General features: G+C 55.8%; 29 protein-coding genes and 1 tRNA gene. 13 read left to right on the plus strand and 17 right to left on the minus strand.

Translation table 11 applies throughout. From position 1 onward, the window contains the following. Positions 1 to 78: 78 nt before the first annotated feature. Genes SIC18_RS12930 through SIC18_RS12955 form a run of 6 tightly spaced genes read left to right on the plus strand, consistent with a single transcriptional unit; the run spans position 79 to position 5,118 of the window. Positions 79 to 1,011, plus strand: a complete 933-nt coding sequence (locus tag SIC18_RS12930) for a COX15/CtaA family protein (RefSeq protein ID WP_413429827.1) — start codon at positions 79 to 81, stop codon at positions 1,009 to 1,011. A 19-nt stretch (positions 1,012 to 1,030) separates the two neighbouring features. Beyond that, positions 1,031 to 2,014, plus strand: coding sequence for a heme o synthase (locus tag SIC18_RS12935; RefSeq protein ID WP_413430566.1), 984 nt, complete (start codon positions 1,031 to 1,033; stop codon positions 2,012 to 2,014). A 30-nt stretch (positions 2,015 to 2,044) separates the two neighbouring features. Continuing rightward, on the plus strand, positions 2,045 to 3,058 hold the full coding sequence (locus tag SIC18_RS12940) for an ATP-binding cassette domain-containing protein (protein ID WP_048347041.1): 1,014 nt from the start codon (positions 2,045 to 2,047) through the stop codon (positions 3,056 to 3,058). A gap of 40 nt (positions 3,059 to 3,098) precedes the next feature. Further along, the gene (locus SIC18_RS12945) at positions 3,099 to 3,956 is read left to right on the plus strand and encodes an ABC transporter permease (RefSeq protein ID WP_048347042.1); all 858 of its coding nucleotides are present in this window, start codon (positions 3,099 to 3,101) and stop codon (positions 3,954 to 3,956) included. Positions 3,957 to 3,960: 4 nt separating this feature from the next. Next, positions 3,961 to 4,410 (plus strand): hypothetical protein, encoded by a 450-nt coding sequence (locus SIC18_RS12950; RefSeq protein ID WP_413429828.1) that lies wholly within the window; start codon positions 3,961 to 3,963, stop codon positions 4,408 to 4,410. 6 nt (positions 4,411 to 4,416) lie between these two features. Further along, positions 4,417 to 5,118, plus strand: coding sequence for an N-acetylmannosamine-6-phosphate 2-epimerase (locus SIC18_RS12955; RefSeq protein ID WP_048347044.1), 702 nt, complete (start codon positions 4,417 to 4,419; stop codon positions 5,116 to 5,118). Between the two features lie 220 nt (positions 5,119 to 5,338). Here SIC18_RS12955 and groL read toward each other — a convergent pair whose 3' ends face one another. Further along, positions 5,339 to 7,003 (minus strand): chaperonin GroEL, encoded by a 1,665-nt coding sequence (groL, locus tag SIC18_RS12960; protein WP_048347045.1) that lies wholly within the window; start codon positions 7,001 to 7,003, stop codon positions 5,339 to 5,341. 118 nt (positions 7,004 to 7,121) lie between these two features. On the opposite strand from groL, the gene SIC18_RS12965 reads away from it, so the two are divergent. Further along, positions 7,122 to 7,298, plus strand: a complete 177-nt coding sequence (locus tag SIC18_RS12965) for a hypothetical protein (protein ID WP_245407115.1) — start codon at positions 7,122 to 7,124, stop codon at positions 7,296 to 7,298. Between the two features lie 3 nt (positions 7,299 to 7,301). On the opposite strand, the gene fabG is transcribed toward SIC18_RS12965, so the two are convergent. The 3 genes from fabG to SIC18_RS12980 form a co-directional block, all read right to left on the minus strand. Continuing rightward, complete coding sequence (gene fabG, locus SIC18_RS12970; RefSeq protein ID WP_048348276.1) at positions 7,302 to 8,054, minus strand: 3-oxoacyl-[acyl-carrier-protein] reductase; 753 nt, start codon at positions 8,052 to 8,054, stop codon at positions 7,302 to 7,304. A 63-nt stretch (positions 8,055 to 8,117) separates the two neighbouring features. Next, positions 8,118 to 9,224, minus strand: coding sequence for a potassium channel family protein (locus SIC18_RS12975; RefSeq protein ID WP_413429829.1), 1,107 nt, complete (start codon positions 9,222 to 9,224; stop codon positions 8,118 to 8,120). After that, the gene (locus SIC18_RS12980) at positions 9,224 to 10,054 is read right to left on the minus strand and encodes a glycosyltransferase family 9 protein (RefSeq protein ID WP_048347047.1); all 831 of its coding nucleotides are present in this window, start codon (positions 10,052 to 10,054) and stop codon (positions 9,224 to 9,226) included. Before SIC18_RS12980 ends, SIC18_RS12975 begins: the two co-directional genes overlap by 1 nt. 72 nt (positions 10,055 to 10,126) lie before the next feature. Here SIC18_RS12980 and ispD point away from each other — a divergent pair, with 72 nt between their 5' ends. Then, positions 10,127 to 10,804, plus strand: coding sequence for a 2-C-methyl-D-erythritol 4-phosphate cytidylyltransferase (ispD, locus tag SIC18_RS12985; protein WP_048347048.1), 678 nt, complete (start codon positions 10,127 to 10,129; stop codon positions 10,802 to 10,804). Here the strand turns inward: ispD and SIC18_RS12990 are convergent. Further along, positions 10,764 to 11,696 carry a S66 peptidase family protein gene (locus SIC18_RS12990; protein ID WP_157028598.1) on the minus strand — a complete coding sequence of 311 codons (933 nt, stop codon included), beginning with the start codon at positions 11,694 to 11,696 and terminating at the stop codon, positions 10,764 to 10,766. The two genes, ispD and SIC18_RS12990, sit on opposite strands and share 41 nt — an antisense overlap. Beyond that, positions 11,696 to 12,583 (minus strand): 4-hydroxybenzoate polyprenyltransferase, encoded by an 888-nt coding sequence (locus SIC18_RS12995; RefSeq protein WP_413430568.1) that lies wholly within the window; start codon positions 12,581 to 12,583, stop codon positions 11,696 to 11,698. Before SIC18_RS12995 ends, SIC18_RS12990 begins: the two co-directional genes overlap by 1 nt. 102 nt (positions 12,584 to 12,685) lie before the next feature. Between SIC18_RS12995 and SIC18_RS13000 the strand changes: the two genes are divergently transcribed. Further along, entirely contained in the window at positions 12,686 to 14,296 is a 1,611-nt protein-coding gene (locus SIC18_RS13000) for a Ppx/GppA phosphatase family protein (protein WP_413429830.1), read from the plus strand. Here SIC18_RS13000 and SIC18_RS13005 read toward each other — a convergent pair. The 6 genes from SIC18_RS13005 to petC form a co-directional block, all read right to left on the minus strand. Further along, entirely contained in the window at positions 14,280 to 15,089 is an 810-nt protein-coding gene (locus SIC18_RS13005) for a helix-turn-helix domain-containing protein (RefSeq protein WP_413429831.1), read from the minus strand. The two genes, SIC18_RS13000 and SIC18_RS13005, sit on opposite strands and share 17 nt — an antisense overlap. A 108-nt stretch (positions 15,090 to 15,197) precedes the next feature. Further along, positions 15,198 to 15,269 (minus strand) — tRNA-Val (locus tag SIC18_RS13010). Between the two features lie 39 nt (positions 15,270 to 15,308). Next, on the minus strand, positions 15,309 to 16,064 hold the full coding sequence (gene cobM / locus SIC18_RS13015; RefSeq protein ID WP_048347052.1) for a precorrin-4 C(11)-methyltransferase: 756 nt from the start codon (positions 16,062 to 16,064) through the stop codon (positions 15,309 to 15,311). Then, a complete protein-coding gene (gene lgt / locus SIC18_RS13020) occupies positions 16,061 to 16,927 on the minus strand; it encodes a prolipoprotein diacylglyceryl transferase (RefSeq protein ID WP_048347053.1) in 867 nt (288 codons plus the stop codon). Before lgt ends, cobM begins: the two co-directional genes overlap by 4 nt. 5 nt (positions 16,928 to 16,932) lie before the next feature. Then, complete coding sequence (petA, locus tag SIC18_RS13025) at positions 16,933 to 17,865, minus strand: cytochrome f (protein ID WP_048347054.1); 933 nt, start codon at positions 17,863 to 17,865, stop codon at positions 16,933 to 16,935. 43 nt (positions 17,866 to 17,908) lie between these two features. Next, positions 17,909 to 18,445: a cytochrome b6-f complex iron-sulfur subunit gene (petC, locus tag SIC18_RS13030; protein WP_048347055.1), complete on the minus strand. Its 537-nt coding sequence runs from the start codon at positions 18,443 to 18,445 to the stop codon at positions 17,909 to 17,911. An 82-nt stretch (positions 18,446 to 18,527) separates the two neighbouring features. On the opposite strand from petC, the gene SIC18_RS13035 reads away from it, so the two are divergent. Next, on the plus strand, positions 18,528 to 18,896 hold the full coding sequence (locus tag SIC18_RS13035) for a DUF3067 family protein (RefSeq protein WP_048347056.1): 369 nt from the start codon (positions 18,528 to 18,530) through the stop codon (positions 18,894 to 18,896). On the opposite strand, the gene tatC is transcribed toward SIC18_RS13035, so the two are convergent. Continuing rightward, on the minus strand, positions 18,847 to 19,581 hold the full coding sequence (gene tatC, locus SIC18_RS13040; protein ID WP_413430570.1) for a twin-arginine translocase subunit TatC: 735 nt from the start codon (positions 19,579 to 19,581) through the stop codon (positions 18,847 to 18,849). The two genes, SIC18_RS13035 and tatC, sit on opposite strands and share 50 nt — an antisense overlap. 120 nt (positions 19,582 to 19,701) lie before the next feature. After that, positions 19,702 to 21,444 (minus strand): NFACT family protein, encoded by a 1,743-nt coding sequence (locus SIC18_RS13045; protein WP_413429832.1) that lies wholly within the window; start codon positions 21,442 to 21,444, stop codon positions 19,702 to 19,704. Between the two features lie 65 nt (positions 21,445 to 21,509). Between SIC18_RS13045 and gmk the strand changes: the two genes are divergently transcribed. Beyond that, complete coding sequence (gene gmk / locus SIC18_RS13050) at positions 21,510 to 22,082, plus strand: guanylate kinase (RefSeq protein WP_048347058.1); 573 nt, start codon at positions 21,510 to 21,512, stop codon at positions 22,080 to 22,082. 50 nt (positions 22,083 to 22,132) lie between these two features. On the opposite strand, the gene psaJ is transcribed toward gmk, so the two are convergent. Together psaJ and SIC18_RS13060 are read right to left on the minus strand one after the other, a co-directional pair. Continuing rightward, positions 22,133 to 22,252 carry a photosystem I reaction center subunit IX gene (psaJ, locus tag SIC18_RS13055; protein ID WP_011620067.1) on the minus strand — a complete coding sequence of 40 codons (120 nt, stop codon included), beginning with the start codon at positions 22,250 to 22,252 and terminating at the stop codon, positions 22,133 to 22,135. Between the two features lie 32 nt (positions 22,253 to 22,284). Continuing rightward, positions 22,285 to 22,764, minus strand: coding sequence for a Photosystem I reaction center subunit III (locus SIC18_RS13060; RefSeq protein WP_048347059.1), 480 nt, complete (start codon positions 22,762 to 22,764; stop codon positions 22,285 to 22,287). A 77-nt stretch (positions 22,765 to 22,841) separates the two neighbouring features. Here SIC18_RS13060 and tsaD point away from each other — a divergent pair, with 77 nt between their 5' ends. After that, positions 22,842 to 23,912, plus strand: coding sequence for a tRNA (adenosine(37)-N6)-threonylcarbamoyltransferase complex transferase subunit TsaD (gene tsaD / locus SIC18_RS13065; RefSeq protein ID WP_048348279.1), 1,071 nt, complete (start codon positions 22,842 to 22,844; stop codon positions 23,910 to 23,912). A 41-nt stretch (positions 23,913 to 23,953) separates the two neighbouring features. After that, positions 23,954 to 24,139, plus strand: coding sequence for a high light inducible protein (locus SIC18_RS13070; protein WP_048347060.1), 186 nt, complete (start codon positions 23,954 to 23,956; stop codon positions 24,137 to 24,139). 6 nt (positions 24,140 to 24,145) lie between these two features. Here the strand turns inward: SIC18_RS13070 and SIC18_RS13075 are convergent, their stop codons facing one another. After that, a complete protein-coding gene (locus SIC18_RS13075) occupies positions 24,146 to 25,288 on the minus strand; it encodes a type IV pilus twitching motility protein PilT (protein ID WP_413429833.1) in 1,143 nt (380 codons plus the stop codon). Positions 25,289 to 25,291 lie beyond the last annotated feature (3 nt).

Below are 25,291 nucleotides of genomic sequence, written 5' to 3' on the forward strand. Positions count from 1 at the left end.
AGACCTGTAAATAGCGTGCCGTTTGAGATCAGATCGCTAGTTTCCAAAAACAAACCATGCGATTAGGAGGAACAGTCGTTGACCTCATCGACAACAGTTCCGATTCGTTGGCGTCTGGCCCAGCTCGCTGCTCACCTGGTCGTGGCTCTGATCGCCCTGGTGGTGATTGGAGGGGCAACCCGTGTCATGGAGGCAGGGCTGGCCTGTCCTGATTGGCCCCTTTGTTATGGAAGCCTGCTGCCTGGGCGCCAGATGAATCTCAAGGTGTTCTTGGAGTGGTTCCACCGCCTGGATGCCTTTGTTGTGGGCATTGCACTGCTCGTCCAACTGGGTGCCACCTGGTTCTGGAGGAAGGACTTGCCCCGTTGGTTGCTGCCTCTGTCGTTCCTATTGGTTCTGTTGGTTGTTCTTCAAGGAGGCCTCGGGGCTCTGACCGTGCTGCAACTGCTCCCCTCCGCAGTGGTGACGGCCCATCTCGTCCTGGCTCTCACCCTGGTCATTGTGATGAGCGCACTCACACAAAGGCTGCTTCATCAAGGGTCCAAAGAATCTGCCGCCCCTCGCTGGTGGCCCTGGTTCGGCGGAATCAGCCTTGCAGCCGTGTCAGGCCAATGCCTACTAGGCGGACGGATGGCGACCTCATGGGCGGCCCAACGGTGCTTACAGGAGGGGCAGTCCTGCCAATGGCTTCATTGGCATCGCAGTGCTGCAACCCCAGCAGCCATCTGCGTGTTGCTGTTCGTTGCGACAGCTCTGATCGCCGGCGGCTGGGCTCGTCAGCAATGGCCCCTCCTCATCACAGCCACTCTCCTGGTCTCAATGCAGATCGCTTTGGGTGTTTTCACCTTGCGGCTTGGTCTAAGTCAGCCCGCTGTGACGGTGTGCCATCAACTCGTGGCCTGTCTGCTCGTGGCCGTCCTCGCGGCTCTCACTTGGAGACGCCCGTCCGCACCCGACTCCCTTCTCACGATCGCTCGCGATTCTTCAACCCTGGAGCCCTGTCATGGCTAGTTCAGCTTCCGTTGCTCCAATGCCCCCCACCCTCACCAGAGAGGAGGTGGTGCCATCTCGCAAGAGAATCAAACTCCCCCCCTGGCTTGAGGTTGCCAAACCACGGCTGATCCCACTTCTCCTCGCAACCACCTTGGGAGGAATGGCTCTTACCGAAGGCTGGCCACTCTCCTCACCAAGGCTGGCTTGCACCCTTGGCGGTGGTGCTTTAGCAGCAGCGGCAGCAGGAGTTCTCAACTGTTTGTGGGAGCAGGAGCTGGATGGACGCATGCTGCGAACAAGCGGTCGAGCCCTTCCCTCAGGACGGTTGTCACCATCCGCGGCTTTTGTTGGCGCGGTGTCCTGCACGCTGGCTGCAGCAGCTCTTCTGGTCAGTGGGGTGAATTGCCTTGCAGCTGGACTGTCTCTCCTAGGACTCTGTAGTTATGTGCTGCTTTACACCGCGCTGCTTAAGCCCCGCACCACACAAAACATTGTGGTTGGCGGCGTTGCTGGTGCCATCCCACCCCTGGTTGGAGCAGCTGCAGCAACAGGCCATATAGGCCTGGGTGGATGGTGGCTGTTCGCACTTGTGATGGTGTGGACTCCAGCCCATTTCTGGGCACTAGCCCTGCTTTTGCATGACGACTATCGGGCCGTTGGGATTCCAATGCTTCCAGTCGTCAAGGGACCTTTGGTGACCACGAGGGCGATCAGACGCTACGGATGGGCAACCATCTTGCTGAGCTTTTTAGGGACCTGGGCCCTACCGGAAGGTGGCGCCTTATACGGGCTGTTGATCCTTCCCTTCAACGGTCGCCTTTTGCAGATGGTGGAACGTCTGGCTGCTGAACCCAACAATCAAGATCGAGCCAAGGGATTATTCCGATGGTCGATTCTCTATCTGTTTGGAATCTGTCTCTTGCTTGTCATGAGCCGAATGCCTGGTTCTGCTCAATTTGATCTGCAAGTGAGGGCAGTCCTCAACATCCTCGCGGGCGGCTATCTTCCTGCCGCTTCCTAGATTCTTTATCCACGCTTTTTGGTCGGTTTCATGTCCCTGATCGTGCTCGATCACCTGGAAAAGTCTTACGGGACGATTTCAGCGCTCAGGGATTTGAGCTTGCAAGTCCCTGAAGGGTGTCTTTATGGCCTGCTGGGTCCCAATGGTGCTGGGAAAACGACAACTCTGAGAATTCTTGCCACTCTCTTGGCTCCAGATCTTGGCGATGTCCGCATTGCTGGCCTGGATGCCTTGAAAGACCAACGGGACGTTCGACGCCTCATTGGTTATGTCGCTCAAGAGGTAGCGATTGACAAGATCCTCACAGGTCGAGAGCTCCTTGAACTTCAAGGTGACCTTTATCACTTAAAGCCAAAGCAAAGAAACCAACGGATCGACGAACTGATCGAGATGTTGGGCATGGATCCTTGGATCGACCGTCGATGTGGCACCTATTCAGGAGGAATGCGTCGTCGACTTGATTTAGCAGCAGGTCTCCTACATCGTCCCCAACTCCTCATCCTCGATGAACCCACAGTCGGACTTGACATCGAAAGTCGAGCTGTGATCTGGAACGTGCTTCGTGACTTAAGAGATCAAGGAACAACGGTCTTGCTCAGCACCCATTACCTCGAGGAAGTGGAAGCACTCGCCGATCGAATGGCGATCATTGATGCCGGAACAGTGATTGCTGAGGGCACCCCTAACGAACTCAAGACTCGTCTTGGAGGGGATCGCGTCACCTTGCGTGTGCGTGAATTCAGCAATGAGCAGGAAGCAGAGACGATTCGCGACTTGCTTCAACCCCTTGATGGCGTCCAAAACATTGTGATTAATCGCTCGCAAGGCCACTCCCTCAATCTGGTGGTGGATGGAGAACAGGTCCTCCCTCGCCTTCGCCTGTGTCTGGAAGAAGCAGGACTTCCCGTGTTTGCCCTTGCACAAAGCAGGCCAAGTCTTGACGATGTTTACCTTCAGGCCACAGGCCGCACCCTGATGGATGCCGAGCTGGCCACAGCCGGTCAGCGTGATCAAAAGCAAGAGCGCAAACAAGCCATGCGGTAACGACCTGCTTTCACCCCCCGATCTTCATCAGTGCGCCCCCATGACCACTCCCCATCTCCAGATCGATGCCAATGAAGCACCCTCCCGAGGAGCGGTGACGGAGCTCATCCAGGAAACGACAGCTTTAACGCGTCGCCTGTTCGTGCAGCTCAAGCGTCGTCCCTCCACGCTGATTGCCGGTGTTCTGCAGCCCCTGATCTGGTTGATTTTATTTGGAGCTCTTTTCTCCAACGCTCCAGAGGGGCTGTTGCCAGGCGGCATGAGCTACGGGCGATTTCTCGGTGCTGGAGTGATTGTGTTCACAGCATTCAGCGGTGCACTCAATGCGGGACTTCCGGTCATGTTTGACCGCGAATTTGGATTTCTCAACCGACTTCTCGTTGCGCCATTAAGAAGTCGAAGTTCCATTGTCTTCGCTTCAGTGATCTACATCACCACATTGAGCCTCGTGCAGAGTTTGGCGATCATGCTCACAGCGGCATTACTCGGATATGGATGGCCTGGAGCTGGCGGGCTCCTGCTCGTTCTGTTCACCCTGCTGTTGTTGGTATTTGCCGTTACGGCCTTAAGTCTGGGTTTGGCCTTTGCCTTACCTGGTCACATTGAGTTGATTGCGGTGATTTTTGTCGCCAATCTTCCTCTGCTCTTTGCCAGCACCGCATTGGCGCCTCTGAGCTTTATGCCTGGGTGGATGGGCTGGCTAGCGGCCCTAAATCCCCTTACCTTCGCGATAGAACCAATTCGAGCGGCCTATGCAGGCCCTCTCGATCTTTCGCTGGTTCTCTTGGACGCACCCTATGGCTCCGTTACAGGTCAAACCTGCTTGTTGGTCTTGACCGTGCTCACCGTGGGGCTGTTTCTCCTCATCAGACCACTGCTCAATCGCAAACTCTCTTGATTCCGTGTACGTCTCTTCGTTTCAGCCCCTGAACCCGCGCCAACTGGACCTGCAACGTCGCCTGCTGCTTGCCAATGAATTAAGAGAAACATCGCTCATCGCCCAATTAGAGCTGCAGTGGGTGCATCGCTATGGGGTGACCTCTCTGCCCAAACGAACGACTGAAGCCTCCCAGGACTCTCTCCCATCTCCTAAGAATTCCGAGGAGGGTTCAAAGAGCCAAGGTCTCTCACTCGTCAGCAATCCAATGGTCGAAACAGAGAAGCGGGCCTTACACGTGGCCCCCCTCCCGAGTGACTCCAAGGATGATGAGACTGAGGTCATTGAAGACGTAGCGGATCGTTCTTCCAATCCGCCACTCGCAATCGCGCCTCCTCCGATTGCACGCGGTGCTCAACGCTTTCGTCGCTGGATGGTTGCGTCCTCAGCAGACCAAGATCTACAGGCATCCTGAAGGACCATGCCCATTCCATCCCGCACCCAACTTGAGGGTGGCTTGATCGTGTCCGTTCAGGCTCCGGAAGGATCACCCATGCGCCATCCCGATGTGATTGCAGCCATGGCTGAAGCCAGCCTTCGCAACGGAGCGACGGGTGTGCGACTCGAGAGCCCAGAGCACATTGGAGCGGTGCGAAATCGCTGTCCTGACGCCCTGATCATTGGGCTCTGGAAGCGCTCATTTCCTGATAGCTCTGTCTACATCACACCTCGATGGGATGACATCCAAACGGTCTGGGCAGCCGGTGCTGACGTCATCGCCCTCGATGCCACAGCTCGCCAAAGGCCAGAAAAGGAAGACCTTGCAGAACTTATTCAACGGTCTAAGGAGGACCTAGGGGCACCACTCATGGCCGACGTGGACTCAATCGACAACGGACTGATCGCGGCATCACTGGGATGCGAGTGGGTGGGCACCACCCTGTATGGATACACAGAGCAAACATCACAACAATCTCCTCCTGGCTACAGCTTGATCTCTCCCTTAAGGGATCAACTTCCCGACCATGTGACTTTGATTTGCGAGGGTGGCATCAAGTCGCCAACTTCAGCTCTCCAGGCCCTTGAACACGGCGCCGATCTTGTTGTTGTTGGCACGGCGATTACGGGCGTTGATCTGCAAGTGGCCGATTACCTCAGGACCTTGAAGAGGCAAAGTGGATGAGTCTCGCAAGACTCAGGCATGTTGCTGAAATTTGCTTTTCCTGTTGTCCTCAGCGGAGCTTTCTTCGGTCTGCCAATCGCAGGGTTGCCGATGACAGAACTTCAGGCCCTAAATCGAGAGTTAGGGAGATTGTGCAACGCACCTCCCCGAGAAGCTTTATCGGTGTGTCGAATCCACGCGCGACTAGTGGGATCCCTTTAAGGGGACCCCATTAGCGGGATTACATCATTCCCATGCCGCCCATGCCGCCCATGGGGTCCATGCCACCCATGCCGCCCATGGGGTCACCACCTCCAGCGCCTGCAGGCGCTGGAGGTTCAGGTTTATCTGCCACCACAACTTCCGTGGTTACGACAAGAGATGCAATCGAGACCGCATCCTGAAGCGCAAGACGAACCACCTTGGATGCGTCCAGAATCCCGGCACTCATTAGGTCTTCAAAGTTTCCAGTGAGAGCGTTGAATCCCTCTCCGCTATTGCGGACGCGATCCACCACCACATCACCGTTAGAACCTGCATTTTCAGCGATCTGACGCAGGGGAGCGCTCAGGGCACGCTGAACGATTTCCACTCCAGTCTTTTGATCACCTTCCAACCCAGAGGTCAGAGAATCGAGTTCTGATGCGATGTGCAGAAGGGTGGATCCACCTCCAGCAACAATGCCTTCCTCCACAGCTGCACGGGTGGCATTAAGGGCATCCTCAATGCGTAGCTTCCGGTTTTTGAGCTCCGTCTCTGTTGGGGCGCCAACCTTGATAACAGCCACGCCTCCAGCGAGCTTGGCAATGCGCTCGTTGAGTTTCTCTTGGTCATACTCCGAATCAGTGTTCTCGAGCTCGCGCCTAATTGAGGCAACGCGAGCACTGACGGCGTCTTTGCTGTCATCGCTGGCCACGATCGTGGTGCTGTCCTTGCTGATCGTGATCCGGCGTGCCCGTCCCAAGTCGTCCATCGTCACCTTGTCGAGGGTCATCGCCCTGTCTTCACTGATGACCTGACCACCCGTCAGCACAGCGATGTCAGCCAAAGCAGCCTTACGACGCTCGCCAAACGATGGAGCACGCACTGCAGCCACCTGCAGCACCCCTCGGTTCTTGTTCACGACCAAGGTGGCAAGGGCTTCCCCATCGACTTCTTCCGCCAAAATGACTAGCGGTGAGCCTGATTTCTGAACCGTCTCCAACACGGGAACCAAATCGGTGACGGAGCTGATCTTGCGATCTGTGAGAAGCAATAACGCATTCTCGAATTCGCAAATCTGGCGGTCACCATCGGTGACGAAATAGGGAGAGCTATAACCGCGATCGAAGGCCATACCTTCTGTGACTTCGAGCTCAGTGGCCAGAGACTTGGATTCCTCCACGGTGATCACACCGTCAAAGCTCACCCTGTCCATGGCCTCGGCAACCATGCGACCCACCTCCTCATCGCCGCCTGAACTGACCGTGGCAACCTGGCGAATCGCATCACCGCTCACGGACTGACTGCGTTGATTGAGGCTTGTGACCACAGCAGCCACAGCTTTTTCCATACCCCGGCGAAGTTCGATCGGGCTAGCACCTGCAGCCGTATTTCGAAGCCCCTCCTCCACCATCGCCTGGGCAAGCACGGTGGCAGTCGTGGTGCCATCGCCAGCTTTGTCCTTGGTCTTAGACGCCACCTGCTGGATCAACTTGGCACCGATGTTTTCGAACGGATCTGCAAGTTCAATTTCCTTGGCGATCGTGTCACCGTCATTGACGATGTCGGGCGCGCCGTAGGACTTCTCGAGCACCACATTGCGACCACGAGGTCCGATCGTGACCCGAACGGCATCGGCAAGGGCATTCATGCCTCGCTCGAGGGACTCCCGTGATTCGTTCGAAAAGCTGAGAAGTTTGGACATAGTGTCAGGAACCCGGGGGGCAATCGCATCCAGCGTCTATGACTACCCGCTCCCCTCGGAAGTGGGGAAAGCCGAATCCATCGGACAAAGGCGCAAATCGTCTGGTTAATGTTTGACCATGAAGGATTCAGGAGCGCTGTTCTTCGTTTTCATGGCTGCAATGGCTGCAACCATGACCTTGGTTTATGTGCCACTTCGCATCTATCTAACCGCTACGGACCGCAGTCGAAGATTGAAGTTGCTTCAGCGCATACGCCGCTTAAGAGAAGAGCTGGGTCAGCCTCTCCAAAACTGAGATTCAACTCATCACCATCCCACCATCCACCTGGAGCACCTGCCCCGTGATGTATGCGGCGGATGGGTCGGCAGCCAAAAATCTCACGGTTCCAGCCACCTGATCGGGCGTCCCAAACCGTCCCAGTGGAATGGCCGCAAGGATGCCGTCTGCTTCCAGGTCTTTCGTCATATCCGTAGCAATAAAACCAGGTGCCACGGCATTCACCGTGATTCCACGGCTTGCCATCTCCTTGGCGCTACTTCGCGTTAGGCCCACCACACCGGCTTTGGCTGCTGCGTAATTGGCTTGCCCGGCGTTGCCCATCAGCCCAACCACGGAGGTGATGTTGATAATCCGACCACTCCGTTGCTTCAACATTGGGCGCGCCACAGCCCTCGTACAGAGGAAGACTCCGGTGAGATTGAGATTGATCACCGCCTGCCAATCCTCGGTTTTCATCCTCATCAGCAAGCCATCCCGAGTGATTCCCGCGTTATTCACCAGGACGTCAATGCGTTCACTGCGCTTCAACACCGTTTTGATCAAGGCTTCAACCGAAGCCTCATCGCCCACGTCGGCCTTGACGGCATAAGCGGAGCCACCCTGGGCCTGAATTTCAGCAACCACCTGCTCAGCAGCATCGGGAGAACTGGCGTAATTCACCACCACTTCTGCGCCCTCACCTGCCAAAGCCAAGGCCACTGCACGACCGATGCCACGACTTGCACCGGTCACAAGGGCTGTTTGACCGTCAAGAGAAGCGGATGAACTCATGAACGCTTTTTTTAAGATCGTGTGATCGTAGGGATCGTTGGCCCTTTCAGTCATCAAGGCCAGCTAGATGCCCCGCATGGTTTCAATCGTGTCGATGGCATCACCCAGCAAATTGCGGAATAACTCCAGCTGCTTCTGGCTTCCCATCACCACAAGAAGTTGTCCAGGACCAAGTCGTTCTTCACCGCTGGGATTTCCCTTCAATGCGCTGCCGTCACGGATGGCCAGCACCATGGCCCCACTGCGGCGGCCCAGCTGGAGCTCCGACAAGCTCTTGCTGGCCAAATGACCAACAAGTGAGGGATCACGACTTAACCGAAATTCTTCAATTTCAAATTCCGACCCAGACAACAGATCCATAAAGTCCACCGCCAAGGGCCTTAGAGCCGTTGCTGCCATCACCCTTCCCCCAGCGACGTAGGGACTCACGACAACAGTTGCTCCAGCAAGTTCGAGCTTGGCTGCAGCTTCTTCGCTGTCGGCTCGAGCAATGAGCCGGCATCCAGGCTCCAAGCCTCGAGCACTGAGCGTGACGTACAGATTGGCCGCATCGCTAGGCAAGGCCGCCACCAGGCTGCGACAACGATGAAGTCCAGCCTCCAAAAGCGTTTCGTCGAGAGTGGCATCGGCCAGGAGCACAGGCAGACCCCGTTCCTCTGCCGCCTGCCGACGAGCAGGATCCATCTCAACCACAAGAACGGGAACGGTCTCCAGGAGCAGCTGTTCAGCAATCTCCCGGCCAATGCGTCCATACCCGCAGAGAATCACATGGTTCTGCATACGCCGTAGGTTTCGGCGAAACCTCAGCTCCCGCAACTGACGGAAGTATCCGGATTCTGTCAGGCCAAGAATCTTTTGGATCGAAAGCTGCACCACGACGATGCCCCCTGCCACGATCAACACCGTCACCAGCCGTCCGGCCTGAGAGAGGGGCTCCACTTCTCCGTAACCGATGGTGCTGATCGTGATCAGCACCATCCATAAACAATCACCCCAGTCCCAACCCTCCGTGATCCGATAACCAATCGCTCCACCCAAGATCACGATGGCCAGAGCTAAAACGGGCAATAGCCATGGGCTGGCCAGCTGGCTTAGCTGAAAACCATGCAAATGAGAGGGATAGCGCTGAAGCCGACGGTGTTTATGCGACCTCCGTCGTGGCCTCTTCATCAGAAGCCCATCGCCTCCAACACATCAGCTTCGGAGAGAGAGCTGAGATCGTCATTGCCAAGATGCCGAATCACATCTCGCTTAGGCAATTGATCCTCAGACAGTCCAAGTGCAACCAATGGCACTCCGCAAAAGGTTGCCAACAGACTGGTCACAGGACAACTCGTCAAAACTACGTCGGTACAGGCAATCTGCGCTGCTCTCTCAGAGAGCGAGCTGTTGTCTTCAAGATCAATAGTTCGCAAACCAGGAAGTTTGTCTTTGATGGTGAGCGGTAATTGCTTCCAGCGTTCTGCTGGCCAGTCTCCCGCTCTGGCAGATGGCTGGAGCAACAACAGAGGCCCATCGCCCTGGGGCTGCCGTTCGCGAGCTCTGTTCATCAGCCCTGCAGGCAAGCTGATCCGAAAGGCTGCGGCATCCAAGCTCAAACCGAGCGGAGCAAGAAATCCGGAGAGACGTTGAGCACTCCAGCCTTGAGCCTGGGCGGCCTTAGCAGTGGAAGCAAATCCAGCTTCTGCAACCCGCGTTGGGATATGGCTCATCGACAGCATCAGATTCACCTGACGTCCCTCAGCAAAATTGAGGCAAACCTGGAAATCAGGTTCACGGACAGAGCCAAGAAGATTGGCCCAATCGGCCATCGTCAGAGCTGCAGAAAAATCAAAGGGAATGATTTTTTCGACCGAGGGCAGCAACGTCCACAACGATCGGTAGCCAGGGGAACAGGCAACTTGGATGGAAGCCCCAAGCTCGTTGGCACAGGCTGCTACAGCAGGCATACGCTCAAGCTGCTGTTGAGCTGTTCCTGGGCTTAAAACGAGAACGCGCATGCAACAACAGCACAAGTGGTGCGAGCTGATTGTATGGAGGCCGTTTCAGGTTGCTGAAAACAGGAGTCGCTTATGCATCTGTTGATCGCAGCCGCTGGGAGTGGGCGGCGGATGGGCGCGACCCGCAACAAGCTGCTGCTGCCTCTATCTGGACAACCCGTGCTGGCATGGACGCTGCAAGCAGCTCTTGAGGCTGCGTCGATTGATTGGATTGGGATCATCGGTCAGGAAATCGACCGTTCCGAGATTCTCGCTCTCGTGGAGGGCGCTCCAAAACCTATCGCTTGGATTGCTGGCGGAGACAGTCGTCAGGAGTCGGTCGAACGGGGACTGGCCGGACTCCCCGACCAAGCTCGGCATGTTCTGATCCATGACGGGGCCCGCTGTCTCGCCTCCCCCGAATTGTTTAACCGCTGTGCAGAAGCCGTTCGCGGCGGCAAGGCGGTGATTGCTGCGACCCCAGTCACCGACACGATTAAGCGCGTGGATGAATCAGGCTTCATCAAAGCGACCCCGAATCGCGCAGAGCTCTGGGCGGCCCAGACACCACAAGCCTTCTCAGTGCATGAACTCCGCCAGGGGCATCAGGAGGCCCGTGCGCAGGGCTGGACTGTGACCGATGACGCCTCGCTTTATGAGCGCTTGGGATGGCCGGTCAAAGTTCTTGATGCTGGTCCCTCCAATATCAAAGTCACGACCCCATTTGATCTCACTGTCGCTGCAGCGGTGCTGGCAGAACGCCAGGGTTAGCACCCACCCTCAAGACACCCTGATCCCCATCAAGGGTCGCAATCGCACCAACCGGCAACGCGGCATTCCCTCCCGGGCCATGGCCCACAAGCAGATTTGCCACCAGGGGAATCCCTAAGTCAGCGGTGCGCTCTCGCAACACCTCTTCCAATCTGAACCCACCAGAGTCCGACCCGTCATCGCAGTCCAGGAATCGACCGAATCCAAGGCCTGCAAGCGATTGGAGCAGACCTGCTAATCGCCACTGCGTGAGCATGCGATCAATGCGATAGGGGGCTTCACCGATGTCTTCAATGACCAACACAACTCCCGTTAGGTCAGGCAGGAAAGGAGTCCCGATCAAATGGGACGCAACCGTTAAATTCAGTGTTAACAGGGGACCGACAGCCATGCCTCCCCGCCAAGGCACCCCTTGAAGATCGTGCAGAGGATGGCCAAAGAGAACGTCCTGCAGTCGCCGCTGGCTCCACTCAGGTTCATCGGCCAGGGTTGTGATTAAAGGCCCATGGATCCCCCCGCTCACACCTGCTGCCATGCGAGCGCAGAGCAGTGCGGTCACGTCCGAGAAACCCAACAACCATCCTGGCTGCCAAGCAAAAGGTTGCTCCAAAAGCCTGGCAGCGCCCCAGCCACCGCGAGCACAGGCCAAGAGGGAGGCAGTGGGGACCGATTGGAAATCACTCCGACGCTCGTCATCCCGTCCGGCCAGATACCCCCAGCGCCGTTGGCTGATGACATCTGGACGGATTCGCAATCCCCAGCTGTTCAGGATCGAGATCCCTCGCAAAAGGTTGTCCGTGTTGTCCAGCGCAGAGCTAGCGGCCACGATTGCTACGTCATCACCACGCTGAAGAGGGGAAAGCAACAAACCAGACCGGTCTTTGTTGTGCATCAGCCCAGCCGCCCGAGAACGAGACCCAAGAACAACAATGCGCCCAAAAGCACCTGGTGACTGAAATGAACTCCGTACAACGACATGGGCTGCTGCCTAACACTTTTCAGTGCTCGGGTGGCACGCTGCATCCCAGAGGCCACCACTATCCAGAACGGCCAGAAGATGAGTCCGACTCCGGCGGAGGCAGCAGCAACAGCCAGGGCCAACATCGAGAGCGCATAGGTCACACTCACGACGCGCAAGACGGACGGGCCAAGGGTCAATGCGCTGCTTTTTAAAGCCATCAGGGTGTCATCCGGACGATCCGCCATCGCGTAGACCGTGTCAAAAGAAAACGTCCAAAGCAGGGTGGCAACCCAACAACCTGCCAAGGGCCAACCGCCATTCAGATCTCCGGTTTGCGCGGCCCAAGGAATCAACACCGCAAAACCCCAGCACAAGGCCAAGACCGCTTGGGGGTAGGCGAACCAACGCTTAGCGGACGGGTAGATCAAGATCGGCGGAAGGGCGAGACAAGCCAGTAGAAAGCAAAGGTCGCGCACGGAATCCGGCAAGTTCAGCACCACGCCCAAGCTGATGATCAGCAGCACGATCAACGCAACAACGGCCTGGGCAACGCTCAAACTTCCTTGTGCGAGCGGGCGCAGCTTCGTGCGTTCCACATTGCGGTCGATGCGGCGATCCCATAAATCATTCGCAATACAGCCCGCCCCACTGACCGCCAAACCGCCGAGCACGATCATGAACACAAGGGCCAGCGAAGGCGGTGCATCCGGAGTGAGCCAGAGACTCCAGCCTGCTGGGATCAGCAAAATCAGTCTTCCGCTGGGTTTGTTCCAACGCAAAAGGGCAACCCATGGAGCCAGGGTTTGACGAAACAACATGTCGTTAGCGGAGCCGACTGGCAAAAAAGGGCTCCATTTCGGAAACCCTAAGCAGAGGTTCTTGATGTCTGCTTAGGGCAAAGTGGGAGGGCTTTCAGCGCGGTGCTTCAAGTGACACCAGGGCCGAGCTTTCAAAACGGTCGAGCCTTGCGGAAGATTGCCGCGATCGATATTGGAACCAATTCCACCCACCTCTTGGTGGCCTCTGTTGATACGGAGCTAAGAACGTTCAGCATCGAGTTGGCTGAGAAGTCCACAACGCGCTTAGGGGAAAGAGATCCGGAAACAGGCAATCTCTCAGAGGCGGCTATCGAGCGCGGCCTGGAAGCGCTGCGTCGCTTTCGCGAGCTCGCGCTGAGTCACCAGGTTGAACAGATCGTGACCGCGGCCACAAGCGCGGTGCGTGAAGCCCCGAATGGTCGGGACTTTTTGCAAGAGATTGAGGATCAGCTCGATCTTGAAGTGGATCTCGTCAGTGGCCCAGAAGAAGCCCGCTTGATCTACCTAGGCGTGCTCTCAGGCATGCCTTTCGGAGACTGTCCGCATCTTGTACTGGACATCGGAGGAGGATCCACAGAGCTGATTCTTGCGGATGGTCGTGATGCACGAGCACTGACCAGCACAAGAGTTGGCGCGGTGCGACTTCAGCGAGATTTTGTCAACGATGAGCCGATTCCCCCGCAGCGTCGGACCTTTCTTCAAGCGTTCATCCAAGGATCTCTAGAGCCCGCGGTCAACAAAGTGCTGCGGCGGATCACCCCGAACGAAAAGCCCGTGATGGTGGCCACCAGTGGCACCGCAATGGCCATTGGAGCCCTAGCCGCGAGCGAGGAGGATCGTCCACCTCTGAAGCTTCACGGCTATCGGGTGAGCAAACAACGTCTCGACCGGGTGGTTGATCGCTTGGTGGTGATGACACCAGAGCAACGCAAAGGATTGGCACCCATCAACGATCGACGTGCGGAGATCATTGTTCCAGGTGCCTTAATTCTTCAAACCAGCATGCAGATGTTGGGAGCCAAAGAATTGGTTCTGAGTGAACGCGCTCTGCGCGAAGGCCTGATCGTTGATTGGATGTTGCGTCACGGCCTCCTAGAAGACCGTTTCAGCTTTCAAAGCAGTATTCGACAGCGCACCGTGATCCATCAGGTGCAGCGTTTCGCCGTCAATCAACAACGAGCCGAGCGTGTGGCTTCCCATGCGCTCACTCTGTATGACAACACCCAAGACCATCTTCATCGTGACGATGGCTCAGGCCGCGACTTGCTATGGGCCGCAGCGATGCTTCACGCCTGCGGTCAACACATCAATCTCAGCGCCTATCACAAGCACTCCTGGTATCTGATCCGCCATGGCGAACTGCTGGGCTATTCAGAAGCAGAGCATTTGATGGTGGCTGCCATCGCGCGTTATCACCGCCGCAGTCTTCCCAAAAAGAGGCATGAGTCTTGGCAAGCACTTCAAAGCCGCGACAATCGACGCACGGTCTCAGATATGGCCTTACTGCTCAGACTGGCGGTTGCCCTCGATCGACGTCCAGAGCCGGTTTTTCAAAGCTTGCTGGTCAACGTGAACAATGAAGATCTTGTGCTCGAGTTGATCGGGGAAAAGGCAGATCAAGATTTCAGTCTCGAGCAGTGGAGCCTGGAGAGTTGTGCCCCAATGCTGAGGGAGGTCGCCGGTTTGAACCTCAAGCTCAAGGTTCAGGAGTAAGGGGGTACCAACGCAACTGATCGATGCTGCCCAAGACCCGAGGCGAGCCATCCCCATAGCTAAACCTCACCAAATCAGGTCGTCCCGCGAAGACCTCAAGCCCCTGATCGCCCTCAAACTGTTTCGGTTCGTTCAGAGTGCCCTCAAAGATCACATCCCCGCTCCGATTGCGGACGGACACCCAGCTCGGTTGTGAGCTGACAAGCGAAATCTGTCCTGGACTCTTGTTGTTACCGCTCGTAGCCATGTCCAAAGCGAGACCGTTGTTCATGGCTGGAGTTGGCTGAGGCACAGCTTGGTCCGACGAAGCCGCGGTGCTCACAACTTCTGATTGCTGGCGGTTTCCACGAAATGCAATGGCGCTGATTGCCGTCACTGCAACTAGGAGCAAAGGAATGGCTGCATTTCTGATCCAGCGACCCATCGATGCGGAGTCCTGCTGGCCTTGCGGTACGTCGGTAGCTCCTGAGCGCTCGCGACTCACCCGCTTTGCAGGCGCAGCCTTCGTCACAGCAGACTGAGATTGGAATTGTTGAACCAAAGGAACGGGGTCTAATCCCAATTTTTGCGCCACTCTTCGCAGCATCCCGCATATAAAAACGGGTTCTGGAAGATTGTCCCGATCTCCATTCTCCAAAGCTTCAAGCTGCTCTTTACCCATGTGGAGCGAATCGGCAAAAGCTTGGCAAGTCATCCCTTGCCTTTCCCGCTCTTCCTTTAAGACGCGGCCGAGGGAAGCGAGTTCATCCTGACGGAAATCTGAATGATCGGTAGCGTCACTAACTTCGGCCATTTCATGTATTCACCGTCAAAAAATTTTAGTTGCGTTTCGGCAAACTGTCACCAGGATTTAAATTTACCCAGTCAATAAAGTATTTAACTTTCAGATCAAAAGATTCAATGGGCGATACTGGATTCGAACCAGTGACCCCTTCCGTGTGAAGGAAGTGCGCTACCACTGTGCTAATCGCCCCGGATGGAAATCTTAAACCACAACGGAGAAGCCAGATACTTAGTGACGAGGACGGAACAAGTGATCATGCTCTGGCGAGTAAAGCTTTGAGCGCTGGCGACCTGCCTTCAATGCTGGGCTCACAATATAAAGAGTGGTCCGGATCAAATTTTGCTCTTGAGAGATCGCTGCCATGCGGTCCAGAGGGACGACTTGCAGCCATTCATCGGGCCAGCTCACACGGTGACCGATAGCCACTGGTGTATCGGGCGAATAATGCTTCAGCAATGTTGCTTGCACCTCCTCAACATGGCGAGCACTGAGATAGAGGCATAGCGATGCTTGTAGACGGGCAAGATTCTCCAAACTCTCCGTTTCGGGCACCCCAGTGCGTCCACCGGCTCTCCCCAAAACAATGGTCTGAACGAGGCCAGGAATCGTGAGTTCAGCCCCTAACGCTGAAGCGGTCGCCTGATAAGCGCTGATTCCTGGAACCACGTCGACAGAGATCCCAGCATCAGTTAAGCCACAAATTTGCTCCGAAAGAGCTCCATACAGGCAGGGATCACCGTCATGAAGACGAACCACCTGAAGACCTTTTTGGGCCCGATCAATCATCAGTGGGAGCACATCTTCAAGCGTGAGCGTGCTGCTCCGAATGGTTTCGCAGTGATCTGGGGCTAAGGCCGCGATCTGAGGCGACACCAACGAGTCTGTCCAAATCAAAACCTGAGCAGACTTCAACCGGTTCTCAGCACGTCGCGTTAGAAGATCAGGAGCTCCGGGCCCTGCACCGACAATCGACACTGTGGTCATGAAGTACCTGGAGTGCGTAAGCCTGGATCAGGCAAAGACTTTCGTTTCCCGTATAGCCAAAACAAACCAAACCCCGCAAGCAGCAGCAGTGAGAGGCTCATCAACTGAGCAATCCTCAAGCCCCCGTCACAAAATGGAGGGACTCCTCCTAAGCAGAGCGGATCAATTCGCAGACCCTCAATCCACACACGACCGAGGCTATAGCAAAGCAGATAAACACAACTCAGAGCTCCTGGTGGGAGCGAAATACGTCCACTCCGACCCCACTGAAACAACGTCATCAGCACAATAAAAACCACCAAATTCCAAAGAGATTCGTAAAGGAATGTGGGGTGAAAGAACTCTGAATCAGCAAAAATCTGGGGACGGCTTAAATAAGGAATAAATAATTTCCAAGGCAATTGGGTCGGGACCCCAAAGGCTTCTGAATTGAAAAAATTCCCCCAACGGCCAATTGTTTGACCAAGGATCACAGATGGGACCAAAACATCGAGCAGATCCCAAAAGGAAACTTTCCGCCAACGACAGAACAAAACCAGGGAGATCGTGCCTCCGATCAATGCTCCATGGATCGCAATCCCCCCTTGCCAAATCGCAAACACATCCCACCAGGAGTTTTGGTAAGAGCGCCATTCAAAGGCTACGTAATACAGACGAGCGCCGATGATGGAAGCCAGCACCAGAATGGGAAGAAGGTCACTAATTAATCCCGATTCAAGGTTTCTCTGTTTAGCTAGCCAGCTTGATAAGTTGAGTCCAATGAGCACGGCCAGCGCAATGAGTAGACCGTACCAGCGCAAAGTAATAGGCCCGAGCTGAAAAAGCACGGGCCCAGGTGATGTAAAGACAGCGGGAATGATCACGTTGATCAGACACCTTCAGCAGCTTGAACCTTCTCAATCTGCCTCTTTTTCAGAACCAGCATGATCTGAGCCAAAGCAACTGCTGCGAAGAACGCGAGCATGCCGTAAATACGAACAGGGTTCTGAAGAACAACTTCGGTATCGAGCTGACCGAATCCACCCACATTGGGATCGTCCGTGATGGGGGCTCCAGCTTCAACCACATCGCCAACAGAGACCAGCAGGGCGGGACCCACTGGAACGGTCTCTGAGATTTCAGATCCATCAGCAGACTTGACGGTGACGACGCTTGCGCCATTGTCACCAGGTTCAATGGCACTCACAGAGCCAGAGGCGGGCGCCGTGTAAACGGTGTTGTTGCTCTTTTCACCCGTTGGGTACACCTGGCCGCGGCCGCGGTTTCCACCCACGTGAATGGAGTACTTACCAAAACTGATGCTGCTGTCCGTCGCGGGGTCAGGAGAAAGCACTGGGAAGACAATTTCTTGATGCTCGTCTCCAGGGATCGGACCCACCAAAATCACATTGGGCTGGTCGTCGCTGTACTCGCTGAAATAAACCCCCTCTGTTTCCTCCTTAATCTCATCGGTCCAGCGATCCTGAGGAGCGAGCGTGAAGCCATCAGGAAGCATCACAACAGCTCCCACCTGGAGGGGAACCTGACTGCCATCAGCACCAAGCTCTTGAACGCCATTGTCGTAAGGGATCTTGACAACTGCTTTGAAGACGCTGTCAGGCAGAACGGACTGGGGAACTTCTGCCTGAGTGAGCTTTTGGGCCAGGTGACAATTCGCACAAACGATCTTGCCGGTGGCCTCACGGGGAGAATCGTAATTTTGTTGTGCCCAGAAGGGATAGGCCCAACTTGCAGAGGGTGCACTGAAGACGGCGAGGCCGACGATCAGTGCGGCAAAAGTGGAGGAGAGCAGGCGGCGCATGGGAAAGCGAGGTAGGGGAGAGACAGCAAAAAGGAGGGGCTGATCAGGACCACCAGGGCTTTTCGCCCGTCCGGAAATCGGTTTCAGTCCACTGGCTAACAAACACGTTGTCGTTGTCGACGCTGACATTGGCCAAGGCCAAAGACAGAGGCGCGGGGCCGCGCACCACCTTGCCTGTGGCGTCGTACTGACTGCCATGGCAGGGACACATGAATTTGTTGGCGCCGCTGTTCCAAGGCACCACACAGCCGAGGTGGGTGCAAATGGCATTGATGCCGTAGCTACCGATCGCGTCAGAGCCTTCCACGATCAAGTAGGTGGGATCACCCTTCAAGCCTTGGACAAGACTGCGATCACCCTCGGCGTGGCTACTCAACCAACCGCTGGCGGTGACTGAATTACCGAGCTCATCCTTGGCACTGGTTCCACCACCGCTCCCGGCAGCCCTGGGCGGGATGAAGTAATTAGCCACCGGGTAAAGCGCCCCCAAGGCCACACCCGTGACGGATCCGAAGGTCAGCAGATTCATGAACTGCCGACGGCCCATACCGGGCACATCACTAGCTGGCATCTGAGTCATGACTGACGCTCAATCAACACTGAATGAGGTCCATTATGGAGGGTAAAGGTCCCGTCACGCTTTGCAACGACTGGGCTTTTAGATGAACCACTCAGCCGTTTCCGTGCTTGTAGACCCAGTATTCGAACAATCCATCCCTCCCATCACTGTCGACGAAGTGATCGACCGACTGCGGGAGCGCTGGCAAGCCAGCTACGACATCCAACTCGTCGTCAGGCGCAAGAGGTTGTACCTCCAAGTGATGTGGGCCTATTTGGAGCAACAATCCTTCCCTTTAAACGAGGAGGAATACCGCACCCATCTCGCCCAAGTCGTGGATGTGGTCAATCGCTTGGGCCAAGCAGCCGTCGTCCGATCGTGGTTAAACGACACACGAGACCGTCCTCGACTCGGGAAAGCACTCAGCCTGCAGCTGCAGGGGGAGGGGCGTCTGGAGGAGTTTCTGGTCTGAACCGCTCGACTGCTGCAACCAGAGCAACTCCAACGAAAAACAGGCCTGAGATTGCACCGGCTAGCAAGGACATCGTGATCGGATCCGTGGATGGGGTCAGCACGGCTCCTGCCAATGCAGCAATCAACACGACCCAACGCCAGGCCGAGAGCATCCGCCTCCAACTGACCAACCCAAACAACCCAAGCAACAACTGCAGAACAGGAAGCTGAAAGGCCAGTCCAGTGGAGAGCATCAACAGGAGCACAAAGTCGAGATAACGCTCGATCGACCAAATCGGTTCCACGACATCAGCCCCGTAACTCACCAGGAACCCAAGGGCAGCAGGGATGAGTGCCCACCAAGAAAAAGCAATTCCGGCGAAAAAGAGCACCGCTGAACCCGCCACAGCGGGAGCGATCAGACGACGCTCATTCCGCGTGAGACCCGGCAAAACGAAAGCCAAGCCTTGATACAAGACGTAAGGAATCGCCAAGGTGAGTCCGGCATAGCCGGCAACCTTGAAGGAAACAAAGAGGAACTCGCCAGGTGCCAACTGGAGGAATCGGATCGATCCCGCGGGTTCCTCCAAGATCCTCACCAACGGTTTGACCGCGAAAAGGCAGGCCAAAGCGCCAAACACAATCGCAATCAGGCTGCGAAACACTCGCTGACGAAGCTCTTCGAGGTGATCCACCAGGGACATTTCCACATCATTGGGTGGAAGCTGCTCAGGTTGAGGGTTCACCCGAATCGGTTCGGGGGCAGGAAGCACTGTTTTCTCGTTCGGCTCGGGAGGGATCAGTCCGACAGCTAGTGGGTGAGCTCAGGCTAAGAGCTTGCCGGCGATCAGTCGCTGTCTTGCTCGATCTGGCTCGGCCCAGACAACCTCACCCTCTTTGTGTTGCACCGTTCCAAGCGCTGCACCTGCAATGCGTTGGAGATGCTCCACAGGGGCTCTGACGACAGCAACCCGGCGATTTCCACGCGCGCGGCTAAACCAAGCAGCGAGATCAGCAGCAAGGGTGACATCGTCTTCGTCGGCAAAACCAGCCGATGCCTTCAACACAACGTGACTACCCGGACATTCCTGGGCATGGAACCAAAGGTCACCAGGTCGTGCCCGCCGGAGACTGATCCAGTCGTTTTGACGATGATTTCGTCCCACCTGAATCAACAATCCCGCCGGGCTATGGATTTCGAGGGGCTGAGGGTCCAGTCGACGGGATCCCTGACGGCGGCGGCGGAGCCGTTTTGGAGCCAACAGATCATCCAATTCTTCCCGCAGGTCCAGAAGGCTTTTCGTGCGCGCCTCTAAGCGATCCCAATCAGCACCAATCAGCTCTTCCAGAAAGCTTTCACTGCCCTCGAGTAATGCCAGTCGGCTTTGATGATGCTGCAGCCGTTCTTCAAGAGCCGGCACAGCTCGTCTCAGTTTTCGTGCTCTGCCGTACAACTTCTGTGCGCGATCAATGGTCTCCCGATTCGGACTCACCTGACACAACAACGCATCTCCCTGCTGTTGCAAGTCATCGGCACCGCCGGTCTCCTCCAAGCCAGCTCTCTGGTCAGCCAATAGGGCCTCCTCACGAGTCCTTAACTGCTTGAGCTGCTTTTGCAAATCCTGAGTGACACGATTCAACTCCTGACGTTGAAGAACAGTGGCGTAGTACTCACCCAAACGCAGGCTTAGGGGCTGCCCAGGTTGTGGAAGATCCGCCAACGACTCCCCATCAAATGTCGATGCGGACGCAGGCTTCCAAACGCGATAGGAGTTAGGCCCATCAAATTGCAGCTCAAACCGTTCGGTCTCCAGCGCTTTCAACCAGCACTGCCAACGCTGATGCAACACCTGCCACTGCTGATCGCTGAGCTCATGAACGCTTGTCGCCAATCGCGCTCTGGCAACGTCTTCATGCGGGTCAGCCAGATGCTTCGCCAGCACCGGACTGATGCCCTGGTAGGCACTGCGCAGCGCCTTTTCCAGGCTTAGCGGCAACAGTTCCAATCGCTCTCTCCAGCGCTGCTCAGGCTCATCAAGTCGGGGAGCAATGCCTTGAAGGGCTGGGGGAGCGCTGTAGACATCTCCCGTACCAATCGGCCTCACTCTCGACTGGTGCATGCGGACTTGGCGTGCAATCGCAGTGATGCGTTGTCGGTCATCGAGCAACAACAAATTGCTGTGACGCCCCATCAGTTCGAGCACCAAGGTGCGCTGGGGAGGCTGTCCAGGTCGAGGCGCCAACTGAAATTGCACAACCCGTTCAAAACCTTCCTGGCTGAGCTCCGTCAGTGCAAGTTGGCGGAGTCCATGCTGAATCTGTTGCGCCAGCGTGCTTCCTGCACCCTGCTTGGGTGGCGCGGAGATTTCAACCAGTCGGGGAACTTCTGCTTTCCAGCTCAGCTCCAACCAAATCATTCCCCGCAGGGTGCGAAATCCAAGCTGAAGCGTCTGAGGATCGGGCTGTTGAGCTTTCTCAAACCGGCTGGGTAGCAAGCGGGCACGTAAATCCGCCAACACAGCCCTCAGGCTGGTGAGATCCATCACTTGCGGACTTTGGCTGACCATGAAGTGCCTGAGAATCAGGCTGAACAGGAAGCCTTCCTACCCTGCGATGCAGTCTCAAGCAACGTATGGCTCCTGATGGATCAATCGCCAGGCCCACGGTGCTCACCGGCCCGAGCGGCGTGGGCAAGGGCACCTTGGTCGCCCGCCTGAGAGAGCGTCATCCAGAGATATGGCTCTCCGTATCGGCCACCACGCGTGCTCCACGCAGTGGAGAAATCGATGGAGTTCACTATTTTTTTCACTCCAAAGAACAGTTCCACAAACTCGTTCAAAGCGGTGGCTTGCTGGAGTGGGCTGAATTTGCTGGAAACTGCTACGGAACACCTCGACAACCCGTCAGTGAGCGCGTCGCGAAGGGCATTCCCGTGCTTCTTGAAATTGAATTAGAGGGGGCCAGGCAGGTTAGAAACAGCTTGCCTGAAGCAATCCAAATTTTTCTTGCACCACCTTGCGTTGAAGAGCTTGAGAAACGGATTCGCGGCCGCGGAACCGAAGTAGAAGAGGCGATCCAGCGCCGGCTGAAGCGGGCACAAGAAGAACTACAAGCTCAAACAGAATTCGATGCTGTCATCGTCAACGACGATCTTGAAACAGCTTTAGCCGAGCTAGAGAAACAGATGAATTTGACTATCTCCTAAAAAAAAGGGGCCCATTGGGCCCCTCTTTGATGGTGTTGTGAACTGAACGATCAGCCCATGGGGTGGAAGAGGAGATCAGGGAAAAAGCGATTCCACTCGATCAAGATCCCGGCGGTGAGAGTGAACCATATCGCCGCAACGACAGGTGCAGTAGTCAGAAATTTCTTCATCGTGAAAAAGATAAGGACTTCGTGATGCGAGTTCAGCGAGGAGAGACGGTCACCTTGTTGTCGCTTTCAAGCAATTTGCCACTCGTGAATTCACCAAAAGCAGCGACAGGCCAAGCGGCTGATGCCAACAAAGACTTGAGAGCAAGAGAGAGATCAATTTGAATCTCTTTCGTGTACTGCTCCTTGGTCCCGCGAGTGCCTTTGAGGTACTCACGACCCGCCCAGCCAATGCAACCATTGATGTAGAGGAACATCAGGCCTGGGAAGACGAAATCACCGGCATGGCTCCAACGGCCATCCACGATCAAATGAGGCAGCCCATCTTCACCACAAACGGCCTCGCTATACATCTCGAAGCGAGCCTTAGCTTGAGGCGTGGCGGCAGCGCTTGCACGCTGCTGAAAACGGGCACTTTCGGCGCAGGGTGTCAGACCAGCTACATCAGCCTTGGCGACGGGGGCAAAGCCGAACACCAGCAGGGCCGAGAGCGCAAGAGCGAAGAGACGACGCATCGGAACGGTTCCTGTTGAGCCTGCCCCAAAGCGGCAGGATGTCACAAACGGACAGTAGGGGAGATCCCTCCATCTTCATGCCCACAGTGCTTGGCCTCGAAACAAGTTGTGACGAGTCAGCCGCGGCGGTGCTCCGCCAGGAGGGCGGCCAGCTCACGGTGTTATCCCACGGCATCGCCTCCCAGGTTGAGGAGCACGCGCAATGGGGTGGGGTCGTTCCTGAGATTGCCTCACGACGGCATGTGGAAGCGCTCCCAAGCCTCGTGGAGCACGCCTTAAAAGACGCTGGTCTCATCGCTGCCGACCTTGACGCCATCGCGGCAACCGTCGCCCCTGGCTTGGTGGGAGCCCTCATGGTGGGCTCCATCACCGGACGGACACTGGCCGCGCTGCATCAGAAACCCTTCCTCGCCGTTCATCATCTGGAGGCGCATCTCGCTTCCGTGTTCCTGGCGGATCACCCGCCAAAGGCCCCTTATCTCGTACTTCTCGTGAGTGGCGGCCACACCGAACTGATTCGGGTGGATCAGCGCGGAGAGATGAAACGCCTGGGACGAAGCCATGACGATGCGGCCGGTGAAGCTTTCGACAAAGTGGCTCGACTCATGGGCTTGGGCTACCCAGGAGGTCCTGCGATTCAGGCCATCGCCGTGGAGGGCGATGCCAAACGGTTTCAGTTACCAAAAGGGCGCGTTTCCAAGCCAGAAGGAGGCTTCTACCCCTACGACTTTTCATTCAGTGGTCTGAAAACCGCGGTGCTTCGGCATGTGGAAGCGTTGAAGCATGAATCGGAGGAGCTTCCTCTTGCTGATCTCGCAGCCAGCTTTGAACAGATCGTGGCCGATGTGCTGGTGGAGCGAAGCCTGCGCTGCTGCCTAGAGCAGGGGATGGATCAGTTGGTCATGGTTGGCGGCGTTGCCGCTAACCAGCGCCTGCGTTCTCTCATGCAGACTGCCGGTCAGTCAAAGGGGGTGTCCATCCACATCGCCCCGTTGGCCTATTGCACGGACAACGCAGCAATGGTTGCTGTAGCGGCATTGCGTCGACTAACAAGCGGCGTGAAACCTAGTTCTCTAGAGCTAGGCGTCTCAGCACGATGGCCGTTAGAAAAAGCATTAAGCCTGTATAGCTCAGCACCTCCATTTTAAAATTATTCTCTTAAGGTTGACTCCCCCTGAGATCCTTCCTGATGGCTCCCGAAACTGATCTCCAGCAAAACGTTGTAGCAGAGCCAATCGAGCCAATCGAATTGAATGCTTGGAAGCGAGGACTTACTCCCCAAGCTGAAATTTGGAATGGACGCCTTGCCATGCTCGGATTTTCCATCGGCATGGCAACGCTGCTAATCGTGCGGATGTTTAATAACGCAGCCTGAACAGATTCAACGTCTACCCCTTAACGCCTGAGCGAGTTCATTCGGACGAGGACTAACGGCTATTGCCTTCTCAGCTTCGACTTGCCCAGATTCAACCAATCGTTGCAAGGACTGATTAGCGGTCATCATTCCATCAAAATCGCTTCTCTGCATGATGTCTTCAACATCATCAAGAGCTCCCTTTTTAATATAATCTTTACAAGCATCAGTATTAATCAAAAGGTCATGATAGGCAGCACGTTTACCGCCAGCACTCTGAATTAATCCCTGAGAAACAATTCCCATTAGCGATTCAGCTAAAGACTGTCGAACACTTTCCTGCTCTTCAGGTTGGTACATTCCAAGGACACGCTCAACGGTTTTAACCGCGGAGTTTGTATGCAGAGTTCCAAACACAAGGTGTCCAGTCTGAGCCGCTTCCATCGCGGTGCTTAGCGTTTCTTTGTCACGAATTTCCCCAACCAAAATCACATCAGGATCTTCACGCAACGCCGCTCTCAAAGCATGATGAAACTGGAGTGTGTGGCGTCCAACCTCACGCTGTCGGATTAGGGACTGCCGGCTTTCATGCACGAATTCAATAGGATCTTCAATCGTGAGGATATGCCTGCTTTGATTGTGATTAATCCAATCAATCATGGCTGCCAGCGTGGTGCTTTTACCGGAGCCTGTCGGGCCAGTGACCAGCAGCAACCCTTTTGGACGCGCGCAAAGAACTTGAAGAACAGACGGCAGCTTTAGTTCGTCCATCGACAGGATCGTTTGAGGGATGAGGCGCAACACCATCGCCGCACCCTTCAAAGCATCGAACAAGTTGATGCGTACCCTTACGAAAGAGAACGCATGAGCCCCGTCGAACTCTTTGCACTGTCTGAAGTGGTCGACCTGCTGGGGAGTGAGTAATTCTCCTAGCCAATCCTGAAACTCGCCGGGGTTCGTGGGGGGCCAATCGGAGCCAATGATCTCGCCACGGGCTCGAAATCTGGGGCTCTCCCCGATCCCAAGATGAACGTCGGAATGCCCCTGTTCATACGCGATACGCACGATCTGCTCTAAAGACGTAGGCGGTGAAGCCGACGACTGTGGAGCTGAAGCTGAGGTGAACGTGGGCTTGGCTGGGATGCCAGGAGGAAAAACGGGCTGACTCATGCT

The organism is Synechococcus sp. Cu2B8-bc1011 (assembly GCF_047302735.1).
Classification (GTDB): Bacteria; Cyanobacteriota; Cyanobacteriia; order PCC-6307; family Cyanobiaceae; genus Synechococcus_C.